Annotated in this window: 19 protein-coding genes, 1 pseudogene and 1 riboswitch; of the genes and pseudogenes, 6 read left to right on the top strand and 14 right to left on the bottom strand. The window is 72.2% G+C overall.

Translation table 11 applies throughout. The features are described from left to right. Positions 1–145 precede the first annotated feature (145 nt). Positions 146–988: a transglycosylase SLT domain-containing protein gene (locus ACZ60Q_RS12450; RefSeq protein WP_469632226.1), complete on the bottom strand. Its 843-nt coding sequence runs from the start codon at positions 986–988 to the stop codon at positions 146–148. 3 nt (positions 989–991) lie between these two features. Then, positions 992–1,150: riboswitch (cyclic di-AMP (ydaO/yuaA leader) on the bottom strand. 483 nt (positions 1,151–1,633) lie between these two features. On the opposite strand from ACZ60Q_RS12450, the gene ACZ60Q_RS12445 reads away from it, so the two are divergent. Next, the gene (locus tag ACZ60Q_RS12445) at positions 1,634–3,025 is read left to right on the top strand and encodes an FAD-dependent oxidoreductase (protein ID WP_469632223.1); all 1,392 of its coding nucleotides are present in this window, start codon (positions 1,634–1,636) and stop codon (positions 3,023–3,025) included. Positions 3,026–3,060: 35 nt separating this feature from the next. On the opposite strand, the gene ACZ60Q_RS12440 is transcribed toward ACZ60Q_RS12445, so the two are convergent. Both ACZ60Q_RS12440 and ACZ60Q_RS12435 read right to left on the bottom strand, forming a co-directional pair. After that, positions 3,061–5,595 carry a SpoIIE family protein phosphatase gene (locus ACZ60Q_RS12440; RefSeq protein ID WP_469632220.1) on the bottom strand — a complete coding sequence of 845 codons (2,535 nt, stop codon included), beginning with the start codon at positions 5,593–5,595 and terminating at the stop codon, positions 3,061–3,063. Between the two features lie 160 nt (positions 5,596–5,755). Next, the gene (locus tag ACZ60Q_RS12435) at positions 5,756–6,373 is read right to left on the bottom strand and encodes a hypothetical protein (protein ID WP_469632217.1); all 618 of its coding nucleotides are present in this window, start codon (positions 6,371–6,373) and stop codon (positions 5,756–5,758) included. A 243-nt stretch (positions 6,374–6,616) separates the two neighbouring features. On the opposite strand from ACZ60Q_RS12435, the gene ACZ60Q_RS12430 reads away from it, so the two are divergent. Both ACZ60Q_RS12430 and ACZ60Q_RS12425 read left to right on the top strand, forming a co-directional pair. Then, entirely contained in the window at positions 6,617–8,110 is a 1,494-nt protein-coding gene (locus ACZ60Q_RS12430) for a helix-turn-helix domain-containing protein (protein WP_469632215.1), read from the top strand. A 102-nt stretch (positions 8,111–8,212) separates the two neighbouring features. Next, positions 8,213–9,220 (top strand): PHP domain-containing protein, encoded by a 1,008-nt coding sequence (locus tag ACZ60Q_RS12425; RefSeq protein WP_469632212.1) that lies wholly within the window; start codon positions 8,213–8,215, stop codon positions 9,218–9,220. 80 nt (positions 9,221–9,300) lie between these two features. On the opposite strand, the gene ACZ60Q_RS12420 is transcribed toward ACZ60Q_RS12425, so the two are convergent. Then, positions 9,301–9,492, bottom strand: a complete 192-nt coding sequence (locus ACZ60Q_RS12420) for a DUF6381 family protein (protein ID WP_097872103.1) — start codon at positions 9,490–9,492, stop codon at positions 9,301–9,303. A gap of 309 nt (positions 9,493–9,801) precedes the next feature. On the opposite strand from ACZ60Q_RS12420, the gene ACZ60Q_RS12415 reads away from it, so the two are divergent. After that, complete coding sequence (locus ACZ60Q_RS12415; protein WP_469632208.1) at positions 9,802–9,984, top strand: DUF6480 family protein; 183 nt, start codon at positions 9,802–9,804, stop codon at positions 9,982–9,984. Positions 9,985–10,268: 284 nt separating this feature from the next. Here the strand turns inward: ACZ60Q_RS12415 and ACZ60Q_RS12410 are convergent, their stop codons facing one another. Both ACZ60Q_RS12410 and ACZ60Q_RS12405 read right to left on the bottom strand, forming a co-directional pair. Further along, positions 10,269–10,448, bottom strand: coding sequence for a hypothetical protein (locus tag ACZ60Q_RS12410; RefSeq protein ID WP_469632206.1), 180 nt, complete (start codon positions 10,446–10,448; stop codon positions 10,269–10,271). A 75-nt stretch (positions 10,449–10,523) separates the two neighbouring features. Continuing rightward, entirely contained in the window at positions 10,524–10,913 is a 390-nt protein-coding gene (locus ACZ60Q_RS12405) for a hypothetical protein (protein ID WP_205085768.1), read from the bottom strand. A gap of 81 nt (positions 10,914–10,994) precedes the next feature. Between ACZ60Q_RS12405 and ACZ60Q_RS12400 the strand changes: the two genes are divergently transcribed. After that, positions 10,995–11,360: a DUF779 domain-containing protein gene (locus ACZ60Q_RS12400; RefSeq protein ID WP_469632203.1), complete on the top strand. Its 366-nt coding sequence runs from the start codon at positions 10,995–10,997 to the stop codon at positions 11,358–11,360. Positions 11,361–11,377: 17 nt separating this feature from the next. On the opposite strand, the pseudogene ACZ60Q_RS12395 reads toward ACZ60Q_RS12400, so the two are convergent. The 6 genes and pseudogenes from ACZ60Q_RS12395 to ACZ60Q_RS12370 form a co-directional block, all read right to left on the bottom strand. Further along, positions 11,378–11,632: pseudogene (locus ACZ60Q_RS12395) on the bottom strand (hypothetical protein); the annotation flags it as partial. A 79-nt stretch (positions 11,633–11,711) separates the two neighbouring features. Beyond that, complete coding sequence (locus ACZ60Q_RS12390) at positions 11,712–12,452, bottom strand: hypothetical protein (RefSeq protein ID WP_469632200.1); 741 nt, start codon at positions 12,450–12,452, stop codon at positions 11,712–11,714. 88 nt (positions 12,453–12,540) lie between these two features. Further along, positions 12,541–12,735 (bottom strand): hypothetical protein, encoded by a 195-nt coding sequence (locus ACZ60Q_RS12385; protein WP_469632198.1) that lies wholly within the window; start codon positions 12,733–12,735, stop codon positions 12,541–12,543. Positions 12,736–12,852: 117 nt separating this feature from the next. Next, positions 12,853–13,731 (bottom strand): phosphatidylinositol-specific phospholipase C/glycerophosphodiester phosphodiesterase family protein, encoded by an 879-nt coding sequence (locus ACZ60Q_RS12380; protein ID WP_469632195.1) that lies wholly within the window; start codon positions 13,729–13,731, stop codon positions 12,853–12,855. Between the two features lie 148 nt (positions 13,732–13,879). Next, positions 13,880–14,782 carry a serine hydrolase gene (locus tag ACZ60Q_RS12375; protein WP_469632192.1) on the bottom strand — a complete coding sequence of 301 codons (903 nt, stop codon included), beginning with the start codon at positions 14,780–14,782 and terminating at the stop codon, positions 13,880–13,882. After that, the gene (locus ACZ60Q_RS12370; RefSeq protein ID WP_469632190.1) at positions 14,779–15,681 is read right to left on the bottom strand and encodes a LysR family transcriptional regulator; all 903 of its coding nucleotides are present in this window, start codon (positions 15,679–15,681) and stop codon (positions 14,779–14,781) included. Before ACZ60Q_RS12370 ends, ACZ60Q_RS12375 begins: the two co-directional genes overlap by 4 nt. A gap of 167 nt (positions 15,682–15,848) precedes the next feature. Here ACZ60Q_RS12370 and bla point away from each other — a divergent pair, with 167 nt between their 5' ends. Further along, positions 15,849–16,787 (top strand): class A beta-lactamase, encoded by a 939-nt coding sequence (gene bla, locus ACZ60Q_RS12365; protein WP_469632188.1) that lies wholly within the window; start codon positions 15,849–15,851, stop codon positions 16,785–16,787. Between the two features lie 192 nt (positions 16,788–16,979). On the opposite strand, the gene ACZ60Q_RS12360 is transcribed toward bla, so the two are convergent. Together ACZ60Q_RS12360 and ACZ60Q_RS12355 are read right to left on the bottom strand one after the other, a co-directional pair. Beyond that, entirely contained in the window at positions 16,980–17,654 is a 675-nt protein-coding gene (locus tag ACZ60Q_RS12360) for an ABC transporter ATP-binding protein (protein WP_469632185.1), read from the bottom strand. Then, positions 17,647–18,627 carry an ABC transporter ATP-binding protein gene (locus ACZ60Q_RS12355; protein WP_469632747.1) on the bottom strand — a complete coding sequence of 327 codons (981 nt, stop codon included), beginning with the start codon at positions 18,625–18,627 and terminating at the stop codon, positions 17,647–17,649. The genes ACZ60Q_RS12360 and ACZ60Q_RS12355 overlap by 8 nt, the downstream gene beginning before the upstream one ends. Positions 18,628–18,633 lie beyond the last annotated feature (6 nt).

Here is an 18,633-nt window from a genome sequence, read left to right as displayed (position 1 = left end):
TGACATCCCTCACCCTCAACAGAGTGCAACAAGTTCTACTGTCGATCGCGTGGTAAGTCACTAGGAACTTGAGGGTAACTTCCCGGCACACGCGAGTGACCCCGGACCGCAAGATCCGGGGTCACTCGGGCTCGGGCGTGGAGGATCAGTAGGCGCCGAAGACGTTGTCGATCGAGCCGTACCGGTCCGCGGCGTAGTTGCACGCGGCCGTGATGTTGGCGACCGGGTCGTAGCTGTCGGTCGAGGTGCCGGGCACGTGATAGGCCTGGAAGGTCGGGTCGATGACCTGGAGCAGCCCCTTGGACGGGGTGCCCTTGACCGCGTTGGAGTCCCAGTTGTTGATCGCGGCCGGGTTGCCCGAGGACTCACGGATGATGTTGCGGTGGATGCCCTCGTAGGTGCCGGGGATGCCCTGCTCGGCCATGACGGCCAGCGATTCCTTGATCCAGCCGTCGAGGTCATTCGTGTACGTGACGGCCTTCACGGCTGCCGGAGCGGCCTTTGCCACCGGAGCGGCGTTAACGCGCTCCGAACGGTCGGCGCGGTCCGCCTCGGCACCGCGCGCGACGGACGGGGAAGCCTTGGCTGCCTTGCCCGCCTTGCCACCCGAAGGGGCCTCGGACTTGGCTCCGAGGATCAGCTTGATACCCGGGTGAATAAGATCGGGATTCTCTCCGACGATCTTCCGGTTGCCTTCGTACAGCTTCTCCCAGCCGCCACTGACGGAATACTCGTGGGCGATCTTGGAAAGCGTTTCACCGGCCGCCACGGAATGCTGGGCGGGCGCGGCCCGCACGGCGGAATTCACCTGTGCGGACACCGCGGCGGGCGCCACGGCCTGCTGCGGAGCGGCGGGCGCGGGGGCCGCGAAGGCGCTGGTGGCGCCGATCACCGGGAGGGCGAGAACGGCTCCACCGGCGGCCACGGCGACAATGCCGCGGCGCAGCGAGGTGGACTGGGTACGACGGTGCTTACCCTGTGCGGGCATGGGGGTTTTCCTCTCCGGCGCCTGCGAGGTGAGCTGTCGGGTTCAGACGGGAGATGTCTGGCCGCACACTCGTGCGGCTTCACCCCAAGCCGTTCCGGTGACGGATCGGCGACTTACCTGGGTCCCCCGCTCCTGCCGTACGTGAGTGGGTTTCGGATTCCCGGACGGCGGCAGGATTCGGCGTTCCGCCCGGATTGACGGTGACCGTAGGCGAGAAATGCCGAACAGGACAAGCCCCGCATTCCGGATTTCCCCTTCCGCGCAAGATCGAAAGGCGGAATTGCCGGTTCGGGCCATTCCGTCAGGTCGTCAACTTTCCTCACACAGAAGGGAACCAACACCTCCGCTTCCACGTCCGACCCCTCGGACGTGACGCTCACCACTCCCTCGCAGTGATGGCCGAAACGGGCTCAAGCAAATGACCCCATAGGCCCAATAAGCCCTTTACGAAACAGGAGGGCCAAAAGAAACAAATCACCCATACCGGTATACGAAAGTGGGCTAATCGGACACTCTAGGCAGGGCCGGTCGACGGGCCCGCGGGGCGATCGCTTACGGTGTGCGGTGGAGATTAGTAAGTCAACCCTTACCTCCGACGTACGCTGTACCTGCCCGCGTTCGCCCGCCCCGAAGGATCACCACGCCATGACACGCCCCGTCCGCGTCGCCATTGTCGGAGCCGGCCCCGCCGGTATCTACGCTGCGGACGCGCTGCTCAAATCCGAGGTCTGCCAGGACCCGGGGGTCTCCATCGACCTCTTCGAGCGCATGCCCGCGCCCTTCGGCCTCATCCGCTACGGCGTGGCCCCCGACCACCCGCGGATCAAGGGCATCGTCAAAGCGCTGCACCAGGTGCTGGACAAGCCCCAGATCCGGCTCTTCGGAAACGTCAGCTACCCGCACGACATCGGCCTGGACGACCTGCGGTCGTTCTACGACGCGGTGATCTTCTCCACAGGTGCCGAGGCCGACCGGGCGCTCGACGTTCCCGGCATCCAGCTGGACGGCTCCTACGGCGCGGCCGAGTTCGTCTCCTGGTACGACGGACACCCCGAGGTCCCGCGCACCTGGCCGCTCACCGCGGAGAAGGTCGCCGTGCTGGGCGTCGGGAACGTGGCCCTGGACGTGGCCCGCGTCCTGGCCAAGACGGCGGACGAGCTGCTGCCCACCGAGATCCCGGACAACGTGTACCAGGGCCTCAAGGAGAACAAGGCTCTGGAGGTGCACGTGTTCGGGCGGCGTGGCCCCGCACAGGCCAAGTTCAGCCCGATGGAACTGCGGGAGCTGGACCACTCCCCCAACATCGAGGTCATCGTCAACCCCGAGGACATCGAGTACGACGAGGGCTCCATCGCGACCCGCCGGGAGAACAAGCAGGCCAACATGGTCGCGCAGACCCTGGAGAACTGGGCGATCCGCGACGTCGGCGACCGCCCGCACAAGCTGTTCCTGCACTTCTTCGAGTCTCCCGTCGAGATCCTCGGCGAGGACGGCAAGGTCGTGGCGCTCCGCACCGAGCGCACCGAGCTGGACGGAACCGGCAATGTCCGGGGCACCGGCCGGTTCACCGACTGGGACATGCAGAGCGTCTACCGTGCCGTCGGCTACTACTCGGAGGAGCTGCCCAAGCTCCCCTTCGACGTGGCCTCCGGCACCGTGCCGCACGAGGCGGGACGGGTCATCGCCGGTGACGAGCACATGAGCTCGGTCTATGTCACCGGCTGGATCAAGCGCGGTCCGATCGGCCTGATCGGGCACACCAAGGGCGACGCCAACGAGACGGTGGCCTGCGTCCTGGAGGACCGTGCCGCCGGCCGGCTGCCTGAGCCGGCCACGCCCGCTCCGGAGGCCGTCGAGGCCTTCCTGCAAGACCGTGGCGTCCGCTTCACGACCTGGGAGGGCTGGCACAAGCTGGACGCACACGAGCAGGCGCTGGGCGCGGCCCAGGGCCGTGAGCGGATCAAGGTCGTGGAGCGCGAGGGCATGCTGGAGGCCTCCGGCGGCTTCGTGCCGGCAGAGCGCCCCGCCGACGCCTGATCGGCGCCTGAACGACAGAACGACAGGACGTCTTTCTAGGAGGCCGGATCCGGTGCGCCCGCCGTACGCCCCGGGTCGGGCCTCCTGAACGTGCGCCACAGGTCGGGTCCGGGGGCCTTGTCCGCCCCGGTACGCCGGACCGTCGGGGTCGCCGCCCACCGGGCGGCGAGCAGGATCGCGATGTCGTCGGGACGGTCGGTGGCCGCCCTGGCCTCTCCGATGACCTGGTCGGCCGTCTCGGCCAGGGGGACCGCGCCGATGCGTTCGACAGTGGCGCGCAGCCGCTCGATCCCCTCGCCGATGTCCGTCCCGGGGCGCTCGATGAGCCCGTCCGTGAACAGGGCGAGCATCGCCCCCGGTTCGAGCCGCATCTCCGTGACCGGGTAGGACGCCTGCTCGTCGATCCCGAGGACGATGCCGCCGGGCAGGTCCAGCACCTCCGTCCGACCGTCCGGCCGCCGCAGCACGGGCTGCGGATGCCCCGCCCGTACGGCGCGGGCCACTCCGGTCACCGGGTCCAGGGCGATGTAGCAGCAGCTCGCGAACTGTCCCGGATCGAGATCGATGAGCAGCCGGTTCGTCCCGCTCATCACCTCCTGCGGATCGTGGTTGCTCAGCGCGAACGCCCTTACCGCACTGCGCAGTTGCCCCATGGTCGCGGCGGCGGAGACACCGTGCCCCTGTACGTCGCCGATGATCAGGGCGAGTTCGTGGCCGGTCTCGATGACGTCGTACCAGTCGCCGCCCACGTCCATGCCCTGGGTGCCGGAGAGGTAGCGCCCCAGGGTGTCCACCCCGTCCACCTCGGGCAACCGGTGCGGCAGCAGGGCGTCCTGGAGTCCGCGGGCGAGGGCCGACTCGCTGTCGTAGCGCTGGGCGCGCTTCAGGGCCTGGGCGATGAGTCCGGCCAGTGCCGTCAGGACCGTACGCTCCTCCGGGCTGAAGCCGCGGGGGCGGTCGAAGCCGAGGATGCAGGAGCCGACGGGCCGCCCGGAGGCGATCAGGGGCAGGAACGCACGCGCCCCGACGTCAGCGTCGATCGGAATGCCCGGATAGGCCTCGGCGAGACGTTGCATGGACTCGAAGAACATCGGACGGCCCGTGGTCAGGGTCTCCACCCCGGGAATGCTGACGTCGAGCTCGACCCCTTCGAAACGGTCGAGGAAACCCTTCGGGAACCCCGTCTCCCAGGCCAGATGGAGATGGCCCTCGTCCAGCAGGTAGATGGCGAGCTGACGACCGCCGAACGCGGGCAGCAACTCCTCCGTGACCACCGCCGAGACCTGACGTGCCGTGACCGCCTCGGTCAGCGCGATGGCGAGGGCCACCGGCCGGTACAGCGCCGAGGAGCGGTCGGCGGCAGAGCCGATGCCCAGGCCGGGCGTGGTGACGGAGCCGGGGGCGTAGTCCGGCCGGTCGGTCGCCTGGAGGAGGACGCTCACCCCGTCGTGGCCCGGGTACAGGGACACCGACAGCCAGCGTGAGGGCGGGCGGCGGGCAAGGAAGTGGACGGGTTCGTCGGCCATCAGGGCGGCCCGGTAGTGGTCCTCGTAGGCCTCGTGCCCGAACCAGGGCAGGGCCTGCCACACGACATGGCCCACAAGCTCCTCCCCGGAGTGGCCGAGCAGTTCCTCGGCGAGTCCGTTCGCGTACGTGATCCGGCCCAGCCGGTCGAGGGAGAGGACACCGCCGGGCAGCCGATCGGCGGCCTCCGGTACGACGGGCCCCGCACCGAGGTCGACCAGGAAGCCGCTCAGACGGCTGGCGGACACATCGCCGTCCGGGTGCGTCCAGCGGCCTGACAACTCCAGCAGATGGGAGCGGCCGTCGGGACCGCGCAGCCGCATCCGGCGGACGACCGGTTCGGCCGATTCCACCGTCTGACGGGCCAGCGCCCACAGCCCGTACACGTCTTCCGGGACCAGCCGTTCGGCGAGCGCGTCGACGGTGCCCGGGAAGGCGGCGGGCTCGAAGCCGAGGATCGCGCAGAGCTCGTCGTCGGCGACGACCTGCCCGGAGTGCAGGTCCCAGTCGAAGCGGCCGACCCGTACCGGGGGCGTGGTGGCGGCGGGCAGTTGCACGGGGACCGGCTCGGTCTCCCATACGCGGTCGACGCCCCGCTGCTCCAGATCGTCGAGCGCGGCACCGAGTCGGTGGCCCAGGCGGTGCAGCCGGTCTCCGTCGGCGGGGTCGACGGGCTGCCCCGGTGTGGAGGCCCGCAGGACCGCCAGCACGCCCACGCTCCCCCGCGGTCCGGTGATCGGCACCCACAGCGAACCGAACGGGAACGGCAGACCGGCCATCAGCTGCGGGAACCGGCGCATGGCCTCCTCCGCGTCGGAGAGCAGCACGGGCCGCCCCGAGCGGTAGGCCTCGGACACCGGGAAGGGCCGGTTCACATGCATCCGCCACCAGGGCCGGAACAGGGGGCCGGGCAGTCCGGCGAGCACCGCGAGCCGCAGGAGTCCGGGCGTCCGGCTGCGGAGGTAGACGCCGCCCGCGTAGCCGTCGCTCGACTCGACGGCGCTGACAAGGGCCTGCGCCAGTACGAGCGACAACTCGTCGGGCACTCGGCCACCCTCGTCTCCCCCGGCCGCGGCCCCGTTTCCGGCGGGCGGGGGATGCCGGGGCGTTTCGTGCCGGGTCACACAGTCAGCATGCTCCCGGTGCAAGGTACCCCGCACCTCCGGCGACCGGCCGCCTCCTGGCGACCGGTCGCGGACGGTCGCCTCAGTACAGCTTGGCGACGGCGGTGCGCGTCGTCTTCCTGAAACCCTCCAGCGGTGCGCCGTCGAGTTCGCCCAGCTGTCCCCACTCGACGACGGTCACCGCCCTGCCGTCGCGGCCCACGGAGTAGAGCCCGATGTCGGTGGAGCCGACCTCCGGATACGACGTGTCGATGCTGTAGACGTGCGCGCCCTCCTCGATGTCGACACGGCCCTGGTAGAACGCCTCCCCCTCCAGGCCGGGGTCCTGCTCCTTCCGCCGGTCGAGGCAGCTCTCCAGGGCGCTGCGCAGTTCGGCGGCGAGCGCCTTGGCCCGAGCGGTGGTGGCGGCGACCGTGATGGTCTGGCGGGCGCCGGTGTCCAGTTCGGTGCGGAAGTCCCGGTGGCGGGTGCCGGCCGCCGGGGCGATACCGGCGGTGCACACGGATCCTTCCGCGGGCACTCCCTGGCGTACCGGACCGGCCGTCCAGGGAGTCAGGGAGGTGGGCAGCCGGTCCGCGCTCAGGAACTTCGGCGGGGCGGGAGCGGGGGCCGGAGCCGCGGTGGCGGGCAGCTGGGCCAGGGCGGTGACGGCCAGGCCCGCGGCCGCGGCGGTCAGAACTGCGGTGCGGAGGGTACGCATGGTGAGGTTTCCCCGTTTCGGATGGTGCGGTCAGGTGGTCGTACTGCATCGCGCCCGAGGTGTACGGAGCCCGCTGAGGGGCCGTACGGCGGCGATGCGGGAACGAGCACCAGCGTGGGCCGCCGCCCCGGACCCGGACAAGCGGGACACGGCTTTCCGCCGGGCTGGAACCGTCCCACCCCTGGCGACGTGGGTGTTCTCGGGAGGCTGGAACGCCCTGGAACGGCTGTGAGGAGGTCGGGTGTGTCGGGTGACGCCGAGGGGGCCGCACGGGCGGTGCTGGCGGAGCGGCTGAGCGCGCTGCGGGAGCGGTCGGGCCGGACGTACGCGTCACTGGCCCGCCGTATCGGGGTCAGCGGCTCGACGCTGCACCGGTACTGCACGGGGCGGACGGTGCCCGCGGAGTTCGCCCCCGTGGAGCGGCTGGCACGCTTGTGCGGCGCACCGGCCGAGGAGCGGGAGGCGCTGCACCGCCTGTGGATCCTGGCGGACCGCGAACGCCTCGATCGGCAGGGGGCGGCGGAGGGCAAGGCGGAGCCGCCTGACGTGGTGCCGGTGGACGGAGCGGCCGGGGAAGCGGAGTCACCCGGGCGGCGGGCGCTGCCCCACGCCGCCGTGGCCGGGCTGTCCGGCGGCACCGTGTCCGGGCCGCCGCTGTCCGCGGCCCCCGAGCGGTCCGGCCAGGACGCTCCTCGCCCGGGGCCGGCTTCCGTCGCCGAGGAGGTGGCCACGATCGGGAGCGGTGCGCCCCGGGGGCCGGTGTTCCGGTCGCGTCGAGCACGCCGGTACGGGCAGGGGCTCGGTGTCCTCGCCGCCTCGGCCCTCGTCCTCGCCCTGGTCGCGGCTCTCGGAGGGACCCAGCTCCCTGGTTCGGACCGGCGCCCGTCAGTGGCCCAGCGGCCGGGCGGGCCTCCGGCGGGCAGCCCGTCGCCCTCGCACTCCGGCGCCATGGCGCCCGGGAAGCCGCAGGGCACGCCGAGCGGGACCCCACGCGGAACCCCGTCCGGCGGCACCCGGCCGACCGTGCCGCCCGGCGTCGGCCCCCGCGAGGAGACGCTCCCCCGGGCATCCGGGGGCTCGCCGGCCCCGAAGGCCGGACGTGTGCCGTTCACCTGGACCGCGGACGACCACGTCTGGAAGAACGGCTGCGACCACTCCTACCTCGTCGACCGGGCGCCCGCCGCCGTCCCGCCGCCCCCGGTGGAGGCGGACGCGGAGTCCTGGGCCGAAGCGCTCGGCGCGGTGCACGCGGGCGAGGCCGGTGTCCGGATCACGTTGCAGGGCCGGGACGAGCGGGCCGTGGTGCTGGAAGCCCTGCGGATCCGGGTGCTCGAGCGCCGTTCACCGGCGGCCGGCCGGGTCCACCGGATGAGCTCCGGCTGCGGCGGTGCCCTCACCCCGAGGATGTTCGACGTGGATCTCGACGTACCCCGCCCCGTGGCCCGCTCGATCGCGGGCAACGACTCGGGCGAGCCCATCGAGGCGGTCACCTTCCCGTACCGTGTCTCCGCCGCCGACCCCGAGGTTCTCCTGATCACGGGTCGCACGGTCGGCTGCGACTGCGACTGGTTCGCGGAGCTGACCTGGAGCAGCGGCGGCCGGGCCGGCACGGTGCGCGTCGACGACGGCGGGCGGCCGTTCCGTACGAGCGGGGTAGCGGGGCGCCCCGCACTCGACTACGACACGGCCACCGGCCGCTGGGTGTCCGTGCCGGACTCCGGGGCTGCCGCGTCCTGAAGCGGCGGCCCCGGCGCGGAGGCGCCCGGAGCCGGATGCGCCCATCCTGGTGGGGCGGGCGGCCTGCCCGGCGGACCGAAGACGCTCCTGGTGGAGGTTCCGATGGACCCCGTCACCGCGCTGCGGCGGATCGCCTTCCTGCTGGAACGCTCGCAGGCCGCCACCTACCGGGTGAAGGCCTTCCGTACGGCCGCCGGCGCCGTGGATGCGATGGCCGCCGGGGAGGCGGCCGGGCGCGTGGCCGCGAAGTCCCTGGAGCGGGTCGCCGGGATCGGGCCCCGCACGGCCGAGGTGATCCGTGAGGCCTTGGCCGGGGAAACGCCCGGCTATCTGGACCGGCTGGAGAAGGATGCGACGGCCGAGCCGCCCGTCGAGGGGGGAGAGGATCTCTTCGCCCGCCTGACGGGCGACTGCCATCTGCACTCGGACTGGTCGGACGGGGGCAGCCCGATCGAGGAGATGGGCCGGACCGCCGCGGAGCTCGGGCACGCGTGGGCCGTCCTCACGGACCACTCGCCCCGGCTGACGGTGGCGCGCGGCCTGTCGCCGGAGCGGCTGCGGGAACAGCTCGCGGTGGTGGCGCGGCTCAACGAGGAGTGGGCCCCGTTCCGGCTGCTGACGGGGATCGAGTGCGACATCCTCCCCGACGGCTCCCTCGACCAGGAGCCCGGGCTGCTGGAGCGGGTCGACGTGGTGGTGGTCTCCGTCCATTCCAAGCTGCGAATGGAACCGGCCCCGATGACGCGACGCCTGGAGGCGGCGGTGCGCCATCCACGCGCGCATGTGCTCGGCCACTGCACGGGACGCCTGCTGGCCGGGCGTGGCCGGCCGGAGTCGCGGTTCGACGCGGACCGGGTCTTCGCGGCCTGCGCCGAGGCGGGCACGGCGGTGGAGATCAACTGCCGTCCGGAGCGGCAGGATCCGCCCCTGCGGCTGCTGCGCTCGGCCCTCGCGGCGGGAGTGCTGTTCGCGATCGACACGGACGCGCACGCCCCGGGGCAGCTCGACTGGCAGCGGTCGGGGTGCGCCCGCGCCGAGCAGTGCGGGGTGCCGGCCGACCGGGTCGTGACGACCTGGAGCGCGGACCGGCTCCTGAAGTGGGCCGGCTGACCCGCCCACGGCCCACACACACCGGCCGCCCGCCCCGGAGTTTCCGTATGTACTCCGGAAGCGGGCGGGCGTCGGCCGGGCTACTTCTCGGGGTAGATGTCCCCGGCCTCCATGGCGCTCTGCTGCTCGCTCCGGTCCCGGATCGTCCGGGACTTCTTCTCCAGCCGCTCGCGCTCGTGCGGGTCGCTCGCGCGCTCAGCGGCCTCCGCGAGCTGCTGGGCCTTCTCACGCATCTGCCGAGCCAGGTCGGCGGGTTCGTCCGAACCGCTCATCACCACTCCTTGGACGCTGGGGATCTCTGCCCCCAGCGAACCAGCGACCGGCCGCCTCCGCATCCCGCACGGCCGGGGCTCTCAGGGCGATGACCGCGGCCGCCGTCGAGCGCAGCGTCCGCACTCCGGCGGGTTCGGTGGTGCGCCGCACGAGCTTGACGACGGAGGCGGAGACTCGGGGCATTCCTTGACCGTGTCCCGAATCCCGTCGCAGCGCTTGCCCCGTCCGGGCTCCGCCGTACGGCCCTGCGGCCGGCCACGGAATCCGGACGATGTGCACGGGCGCACGGACGGAGAGACCCTGGAGGCATGGCTGTTCCGCTGAATCCCCCAGGAGAGACACCACCGGCCGAAGGTTCCATCGGCGAGGCCCACGAGGAACGGGCGGACGGAGGACTGTGGGAGCACCCCGGCCTCTGGTCGGCCCTGATCATGATCGGTGCGCTGGTGGTCGCCGGATTCTTCCTCGCCCGGATCTTCGGTTACGGCTGACGGCTGAGCCGCGAGGTGTCCGCATCCGGCGCGCCGGATCACCGACGTGCCGCTGGAAGGGCAGGGGCGAACCTGTGTGACGGAGGAGGGGATACCGCTGCGTGACACTCCGCAGCCGGTCCGCCGGGTCCTGATGCCGAGTCGGCTGCTGAGCGCCCGAATACGGGCAGCGGTAGCAGTGCGGGCGTTGTTCGCGGACGGCATGCGCGCCCCACGCCGGAAGGCCGGGCGAAGGCGCGAAGGCGCCCGTGCCGTCCGCGACGGCACGGGCGCCTTCGCTTCCCTCAGCGGTCGGAGGCCGGCCGCGGTGCGCGTGCCAGGGCCTCCTCGCGGCGGGCCTCGGCCTGTTCCTTCCTGCCCTCGGCCTTCAACCGCTCGTTCTCGAGGGCGATGCCGTCCGATTCCTTGATCATTCCTTTGAGCCTCCGCGCCTTGGCGCGGGCTATGCCGGTGGTCTTTCCCACAGCTGCCTCCATGCCGCGAGGGAGATACGCGCTTCTCCCTCCACTATGCATACCCGCGCGGCAGAACGCAGGCTGCTACAGCAGTGGATCCTCGTCCTCGTCCGGTCCGCCGCCCTCGACCCGCAGCGCGAGGTCCTGGAGGACGTCCGCCGATGACACGTCGGTCTGGCCGGAGTCATGGACCTGGGCCAGCATCGTGAACGCAAGGGTGAAGGCGCTCACGAGCTGTTCGACCGCACCGCCGACCTCGCGCCCGACGACGGTGACCACCTCCTCGACGGAGAAGTCGTCGGGGATGGCGATGTGGGGCATCGTCTCGTTCAGCAGGGCGGTGACGGCGCCCGCTCCCGTGTCCAGATCTTCTCGTTCGAGGTCCGCCTCCAGCAGACGCTGCATTTCGCGCGCCTCTGTGAGGATGCCGATCACGCGCTTCACGACTTCCCGTTGCTCCATGGGCGCGAGCATAGGGCGTGCAACCCGGTCGCAACGTCCGGTCGAGTTGACTTGCTTTCGGTTGTCGCAGCGCAGCCGGGAAGGGGCAGGTCCATGGAGTGTGACCCGAAATCGCCCGCTGTCGGGCTGACACCCGCCGCGGCCGGTCTGCTGCGGCGGCTCCGGGCGGACCACGGCCCGTTGATGTTCCATCAGTCGGGTGGCTGCTGCGACGGCAGCGCGCCGATGTGCTTTCCGGCCGGCGAATTCCGCACCGGGGGCGCCGATGTGCTGCTGGCGGACCTCGCCGTCGAGGGGATGCCCGAGAAAGTGCCCTTCTGGATATCGCGGAGCCAGTACGAGCTGTGGGCCCACACCCGGCTGGTCGTGGACGTGGTGGAGGGCCGCGGCAGCGGATTCTCGCTGGAGGCCCCGGAGGGGGTGCGCTTCCTCATCCGTTCCCGTCTGGTGGGCGGCTGAGGAGGCGACACCGCCCGTCAGGCGGTGTCGCACACCGCGACGATGCCGTTGAACACGCCCGCGTACGCGGTGCCGTCGGGGCCGATGGTGATGGGCGCCCAGTCGTTGTCGTACGCGGGCCCGGTGCCGGTGAGTGTGCGCCGGCGGCGTTCGCCGGTATGGAAGTCCACGGCGGTCAGGTACCAGGCGTCGATACCCGGAGCGGCTGGCTCCTTCTCCTGGAAGTAGAGCGGTCCGTTGGCTGTGGACAGCTTGGGCACGGTGGAGGGCGAGCCGGCGCGGTGGCGGGCGCCCTCGTGCCCCGCAACACCGCACCGCGCACACGGCCGCGTGCCGTGGAGAGGGTTTCGCTCAGCGCGGCGGCCGCTGCGGACGCGAACGGTTCTCCAGCATCGCCCGGCGGATTCCGGCCGCCGTGGAACGCGCGTGCTCCGGGGTCGCCATGTGGTCGGCGACCGAGGTGACGAAGCGGTGCAGCGGCTGCCGGCAGCGGGTGCACGGGGTGTCGGTGGTGAGGAGGTAGCCGTCCTCGCACTGGGGGTCGGTGCACGAGCCGGGCCGCAGGAGCTGTTCGGCGATGTCCTGGGCGCTCCACCGACGGCGGCCGTCCTCGTCCTTCTCGCCCAGCGCGTGGGCCCAGCGCAGGTTCCAGCGGCGTTCGATGCGCTCGCGCAGAAGGCCGGAGCTGCGGACGGCGAGTTCCTGGTGGATCAGGTCGTGCACGGTGCTGGGCAGCCGGCCGCCGAGCGCCTGGAGGAGCTGGGGCGGCAGGGCCTGGAGGACGTAGCCGGGCGGATTACTCCGGGCGTTCTCCCGCCAGCGGTCGCAGGCGCAGGACCCGTCGGGGCGCTTGGGGGCGTGGCAGCGGCCGCACAGTCCGCGGCACTCGGCGCACAGCCCGCCGTCGAGCCCGTCCACATAGGGCGCGGGCGCCCGCCCGCACTCGTGGCAGCAGGCCGCGCACGGACCGCAGAGCCGCTCGTTGCCCGCCTTCGTCGTCCAGGTCCGCATCTGGCATCGGCAGCACAGGCCGGTGTTGCAGTACTCGTGATGGGCGGCGCCCGAGTGCCGGCCGGAGGGCGGAAAAGACATCTGCCCATTGTGCGGGATGTCCGGGCGCGGCGCGGACCGTCCGTCGGCCCCGGCCCGAGTCGGGCGAGGGCCGGGGGCCGGGCCGGGGTCAGGGGTGGAGGCCGCTGACCAGGTCGGCGGTGGCCCCGACGCTGTCGTGGATGGCCGGCGCCATGCTCGTACCTGCCAGGAAGAAGCCCAGCAGGACACAGACCAGCGCGTGGGAGAACTTCAGTCCGCCGCTGCGCAGGAAGATCACTGCCAGGATCAGCATGAACAGGACCACTGAGATCGAAACGGCCATGGCCAACCTCCTCCGCCGCGCCGGATTTGCGGCTTTCGCCCGCCAGTGTGGCGCAGCGCGGGAGCTGTTCGGCGCACTGGCGCGTCCGCCGAACGGGTACTTTCCGGCCGGGAGGCGTTACGAGGTCGCCGCGCCGTTTCCGCGAGCGCGAAGGAACCGTTCGAGTCCGGCCAGGTCGTCGGTGTTGAGGTGGTCGACCCCGGCGGCGAGCAGTTCGGACCAGACGGCCTCGCGTTCGGGTCCGGGCAGGTCGGGTGTGGCCCAGAAGCGGATACGGCGGCCTTCCCGGTGGGCGGTGGCGACGAAGGCGCGGAGCCGGTCGCGCTCGGCCCGGGGGAAGGGGCCGGCGCCGAGCCAGCCGAAGCTCTGGGTCCAGTTGGCGCTGATGAGCGGGGCGAACGAGGCGGGTGCCGCGGTGGTGAGGTCGTCGAGGCGGCCGTCGTAGAACGCGTACCGGGTGCGCTGCGCCTCCATGGGGACGCGGGCGGCGCGGTCGCCGGAGATCACCGGGGTGACCGCGCCGGGGTGGACACGGCCGTGGCTGTAGCGGGTCAGGATCCGGTGGTGGCGACGCAGCTGCCGGTCCAGCTCGCGGTAGGCGGCGACGCCATCGGCCTTGATGTCGATGAGGAGCTGCAGCGGGGCGCGATGGTGCGGCCGGCCCCTGTCGTGCCCCGCGCGGACCAGTGCGGCGAGCGGGCCCAGATAGAGCGAGGCGAGGGTGCGGGTGGGGTCGAGCGTGGCGGGCTCGTGGGCCACGAGCAGATCGCCGTCGACGAGGAAGACGTCCGCCTCGACGCTGGTGAACCCGCGCGCGAGCGCGTCATGCAGCGGTCGCGGGTGCAGGTAGTCGTTGTGTGCGTGGGCGTGGCGCAACGGGCGTGGGCGGCCGGGGCGTGCGGGTGCGGCCGTCGCGGTCGCGGTGGGGACGGCGACGCCCGCGGCGACGGTGGCGAGGGCGACCGTGAGCGCGCGGCGGCGGGTGGGACGGGGCATGAGGACTCCCTGAGCGGTGGACGGGGTCGCGACGAGTATGGGGCCGGGACCGCACGTTCCGTCAGGTACCTGACAGTTGTTCGGCGATGCTTCACGCCTCGGCCACCTCGGGGCGCGTTGCCGATCGGACCGGACCGGCAGGAGACTCCTAGAGTTGTCGAAGGTGGTCGCGCAGGCCCCGGGCGGCCTGGGCCATCAGCGCGTCGACGCCCGGCTGTGCGCCCGCCGGAACCGAGGACTCGGTCAGTACGGCGATGGCGAAGGTCTGCCCGTCGGCGTGCTCCACGACGCCGATCTCGTGTCGCAGATTCAGCAGAGTGCCTGTCTTGGAGGACCATGTGCTCGCGTCGGAGCTGAAGTCCGGGGCCAGCCGATGGCGCAGGACGTTGTGCGCCAGGAGGTCGCGCAGCCGCTCGGCCACCTCGGGATGGATCTTCGACGGGGTCCACACGGCGTGGAGGAGGTCGACGAAGGAGCGTGCGCTGCCGGTGTTGGCACGGGTCGTGTCGAGCTGCGGAACCCGGTGGCCACGACCGCTGGTGCCCGCGTCGATGGCCAGCGCGTGGGCGAGGTGCACCTGGTCGGTGTCGAAACGCTCGACGGGCGTGTCGAACAGCTCCTCCGTGCGGTGCCGGACCGTGATGCCGGGCAGGCCGGCTCCCCGGAGGATGTCGGTGACCAGGCCGGGCGGGGTGAGGGCGAACAGCGCGTCGGCGGCCGTCCCGTCGCTCAGGCAGGTACTGAGATAGAGCAGGTCGTCGATCGCGATCCGGGCGGGGTGCCGGAAGCGGCTGAGGCCGGTCGGTCCCGGCGTGGTGACGCGACCGGGCGCCACCTCCAGCAAGGTCGCGCCGTCCAGTTCGCCGCGCCGGATGCGTTCGAGCGTGGCGAGCGCGAGCGGAACCTTGACCAAGGAGGCCGACGGCAGCTGTGTTTCCGGCTCGATGCCCAGCTCCTCCCCCGTGCCCAGGTCCCGCACCAGCAGGCACGCGCGCAGACCACCCTCGTGCAGCCGGGCGCGCACGTCCCGCAGCAGAGCCTCGGTGTTCATGCCGCCTTCCCTCCGCCGGCCCCGGCCGGGTCGTCCGCGCCCAGGCAGCGGGCTATGACCTCGCCCAGGCGCGCTTCCATGGGCAGGGAGTTGCCGTCCGCCACGACCGTGAGAGCGTAGCCCCGGCGCAAGGTCATCTCGCCCATGGGGTGCCAGGCCAGGGCGAGTTCCGCCGCCTGCGCCCGGGAGCACAGCAACAGGTCCTCGGAGCAGAGGACTTCGGCGGCGGCGGCTGTCAGGTCGGGTGCGGCGAGAACCTGCGCGGGCCGCAGACCCGCCGCGTCCCGCAGCCGTGTCAGCGGGTCGCGGATATGCGGCACGTCGTCCTCCGGCTGGATCCAGATGCGGCGGGCCGGGCCGGACGAGGCCCGTCCGATGCGCAGAGTCTCGACGTAGATCCGCCGCACCTCGCTGTCCCGCGCCCCGGCCAGCCCCAGCCGCACGGACCAGGACGCCTCCCCCGCGGGCACGGTGAGCAGGGCGGCGCGCACCTGGTGTGCGTGGAGGAGTTCCCTGCGCCGCGCCGGCCCGGCGGTGCGGAGGTCGAGCCTGACACCGTGCCCCCGCGCCGCGGCGACCAGGCGGGCCTGGGCGGACCCGGAGCAGATGTCGGGGACGGCCAGCCGCCAGGGCTTGTGCTTGACGGCTTCGGCCTCGTCCAGCAGGACGTCGGCGGCCTGGACCAGCGCTCTGGCGGCGGGCAGCATATCGCGCCCGAAGGGGGTGAGCACCGCCCGCCGGGACGTGCGCTCGAACAGTTGCTCGCCGAAGCGCTCCTCCAGTGCCGCGACCCGGCGGCTCGCCACCGACTGGGACATCCCCGCGGCGGCCGCCCCATCGGTGAAGCCGCCGCACTCGCTGACGCTGACGAACGCCCGACACGCTCCGACCAGATCCACGGGGCAGAGCCTATGCGGTTTCGGCATGGAAACGCACACGAACGTATTGGACCGCATGACCGGAGGGAGGCGAGGGTGACTTCGGCACGCACAACAACGTACCGGGGCGGAGCCGTGCCGCCCGTCCCCGATGCGCTCCGAACCGGAGCGCCAGGAGGTTTTCGCCCATGCATCACCCCCGCCTCAGGACCGCCGTCGCCGGTGTGGTCGCCGCACTGTCCCTCGTACCGCTGGTGGCCTGCGGGCAGAACGACTCCGCCTCGCCGCCCACGTCCGCCAAGCCCGTCGCGCACACGTCGGCCTCCGCTGACGCCGCGAAGCCGTACACCGGCGACTTCAAGAAGCTGGAGCGCGAGTTCGACGCGCGGCTGGGCGTGTACGCGATCGACACCGGGACCGGACGCGAGGTGGTCCACAACGACCGGGCCCGGTTCGCCTACAACTCGACCTTCAAGGCGCTCCAGGCCGGGGTCGTCCTCAGCGCCTACTCCATGGACGGGCTCGACAAGCGGGTGACCTACACCCGCGAGGACCTGGTCGCCAACTCCCCGGTGACCGAGAAGCACGTGGACACCGGCATGACGCTCAAGGAGCTGTGCGACGCCTCCGTGCGCTACAGCGACAACACCGCGGCGAACCTTCTCTTCGACCACATCGGCGGGCCCAAGGGTATGGACGCAGCACTGGAGGAGCTGGGCGACGACGTCACGCGGATGGACCGGGAGGAACCGGATCTGAGCCGCTGGGTCCCCGGGGAGAAGAGGGACACGTCCACGCCTCGGGCGATGGCCCAGGATCTGCGCGCGTTCGTCCTGGGCAAGGCCCTGCGCACACCCGAGCGGGCGCAGTTGACGAAGTGGCTGCGGACCAATACCACCGGGGACGCGGTCATCAGGGCGGGGGTGCCCGAGAACTGGGTCGTCGGCGACAAGACCGGAACCGGCAGCTACTACGGGGCACGCAATGACATCGCCGTGGTGTGGCCCCCGGACTCCGCTCCCCTCGTGATCGCCATCCTGTCGCACCGTGGCACGAAGGACGCCGAGCCGGATGACAGGCTGATCGCGGAAGCGGCCTCCGTGGTCGTCGATTCACTGTCCTCCTGACCGTCCGGGTACCGCAGATCGCCGCGTGGGATCCGGCCACCGGCAGCGGGAAGTGGTCGCTGAAACTCGCCTCCGCGTCCATGCGGTACCCACCCGTCGGGTACGACGGCCTGGTCTGTCCGCAGGACGGCCGCTGCACGGCCCTGGCGACGTAGACCGGTCGAGCACCGAGGAGGCGCCGCCCGGGATCCGTCACCCGGTCGGCGCCTCCTCTGCGTGGTGCCCGCCCCAGCGCACCGTACGGTCGCACCAGCGTTCCAGCAGTACCCGGTCGTGGCCGACGGCCAGCAGGGCCGCCCCGGACTCGGAGCGGTAGCGCTCGACCACGGCGACCAGGGCGGCCGTCGTGGAGGCGTCGAGCATCGCGGTCATCTCGTCGCAGATCAGCAGCCGGGGCTCCAGCACCAGGGCCCGTGCCAGACAGGCCCGCTGAAGCTGGCCGTCGCTGACCGCGTGCGGGCGGCGCTCCAGTAGTTCGTCGGAGAGGCCGACCAGCGGGGCCAGTTCCGCCACCCGCTCGGGGACGTCCCGGCGGCGGCCGGTGGACCGCAGCGGCTGGGCGATCAGTTCGCGCAGGCTGAGCCGGGGGTCGGCGGAGAGCCGGGGCTGCTGGAAGACGACGCCGACGGCCGTGCGCTGCTCGCGCGGGGCCCGGTGCCGCCAGCCGCGTACCACCGCGCCGTCGAGGGTCATCGTTCCGGCGTCCGGGCGATGCAGGAGGGCGGCGACCTTGGCCAGGGTGGACTTGCCGCAGCCACTGGGACCCAGCAGCCCGACCGCCTCGCCCGCCGCGACGGACAGGGACACCTCGCGGACGACGGGATCGCGGCGGTCGTATCCGGCGGTGACGCGGGTCAGCTCAAGCACCGGCGGCCTCCTCGAAGGGGTGCGTCCGGCCGGCCGGCACGTGGTGGCAGGCCAGGTCCGACGCGAAGGCCGGACGTTCGCCGGTGCAGCGGATGTCCGCGTACGTGCAGCGGGCGGCGAAGGCACAGCCCTCCGGCAGCGCCCCCAGCTCCGGCGGCATCCCGGGGATCGGGGTGAAGTCCCTCTCGGGCAAGGCGTCCAGCAGGCCTCGGGCGTACGGGTGGCGGGGGCCGGGTGCCCCGAAGAAGGGGGCCGCGTCGGTGATCTCCACGATCCGGCCCGCGTACATCACGGCGACCCGGTCGGCGATCCGTTCGGCGGCGGCCAGGTCGTGGGTGATGATCAGCAGCGCCCTGCCCTCGTCGGTGTGGCGGCGCAGTTCGTCGACGGTCCGCTCGACCAGGTCGCGGTCGAGCCCGGTGGTCGGTTCGTCGGCGAGCAGCAGCGGGGCGTCACCGACCAGGGCGAGGGCGGTCGCGGCGCGCTGGGCGAGACCGCCGGAGAGCTCGTGCGGGTAGCGGTCGAGGTGGCCCTCGGGGAACGAGGCGCGGTCGGCGGCCGCCACGGCGGCCTTCGGCAACTCGCTGCCCCGTACCCCGGTCAGCTCGCGCAGGCTCTCCTCCAGCTGGGCCCGGACGGTGCGCACGGGGGTGAGGTGGGCGGCGGGACTCTGCGGTACGAGGCCGATACGCCGTCCCCGTACGGTGCGGGCGAGGGTGCGCTCATCGGCGGTCAGCAGGTCCGTATCCCCGCCGAGCACCGCGCTGCCGGTGGTCGCCGCGTTGGCGGGCAGCAGCCCGAGCAGGGCCGAGGCCAGCACCGACTTGCCGCAGCCGCTCTCGCCGACCAGCGCCAGGCACTCCCCCGGCGCGACGGAGAAGCGGGCATCGGTGACGGCAGCGATGTCCCGGCCACCGCGCATCCGGAAGCGGACGGAGAGGTTCTGTACGTCGAGGACGGGCACCCGGGCCATCTCGTG

It is taken from the genome of Streptomyces sp. NPDC104313 (genome assembly GCF_055583985.1).
Note: the sequence above shows the minus strand (reverse complement) of the source record. Positions and strands in the feature narration are given on the sequence as shown.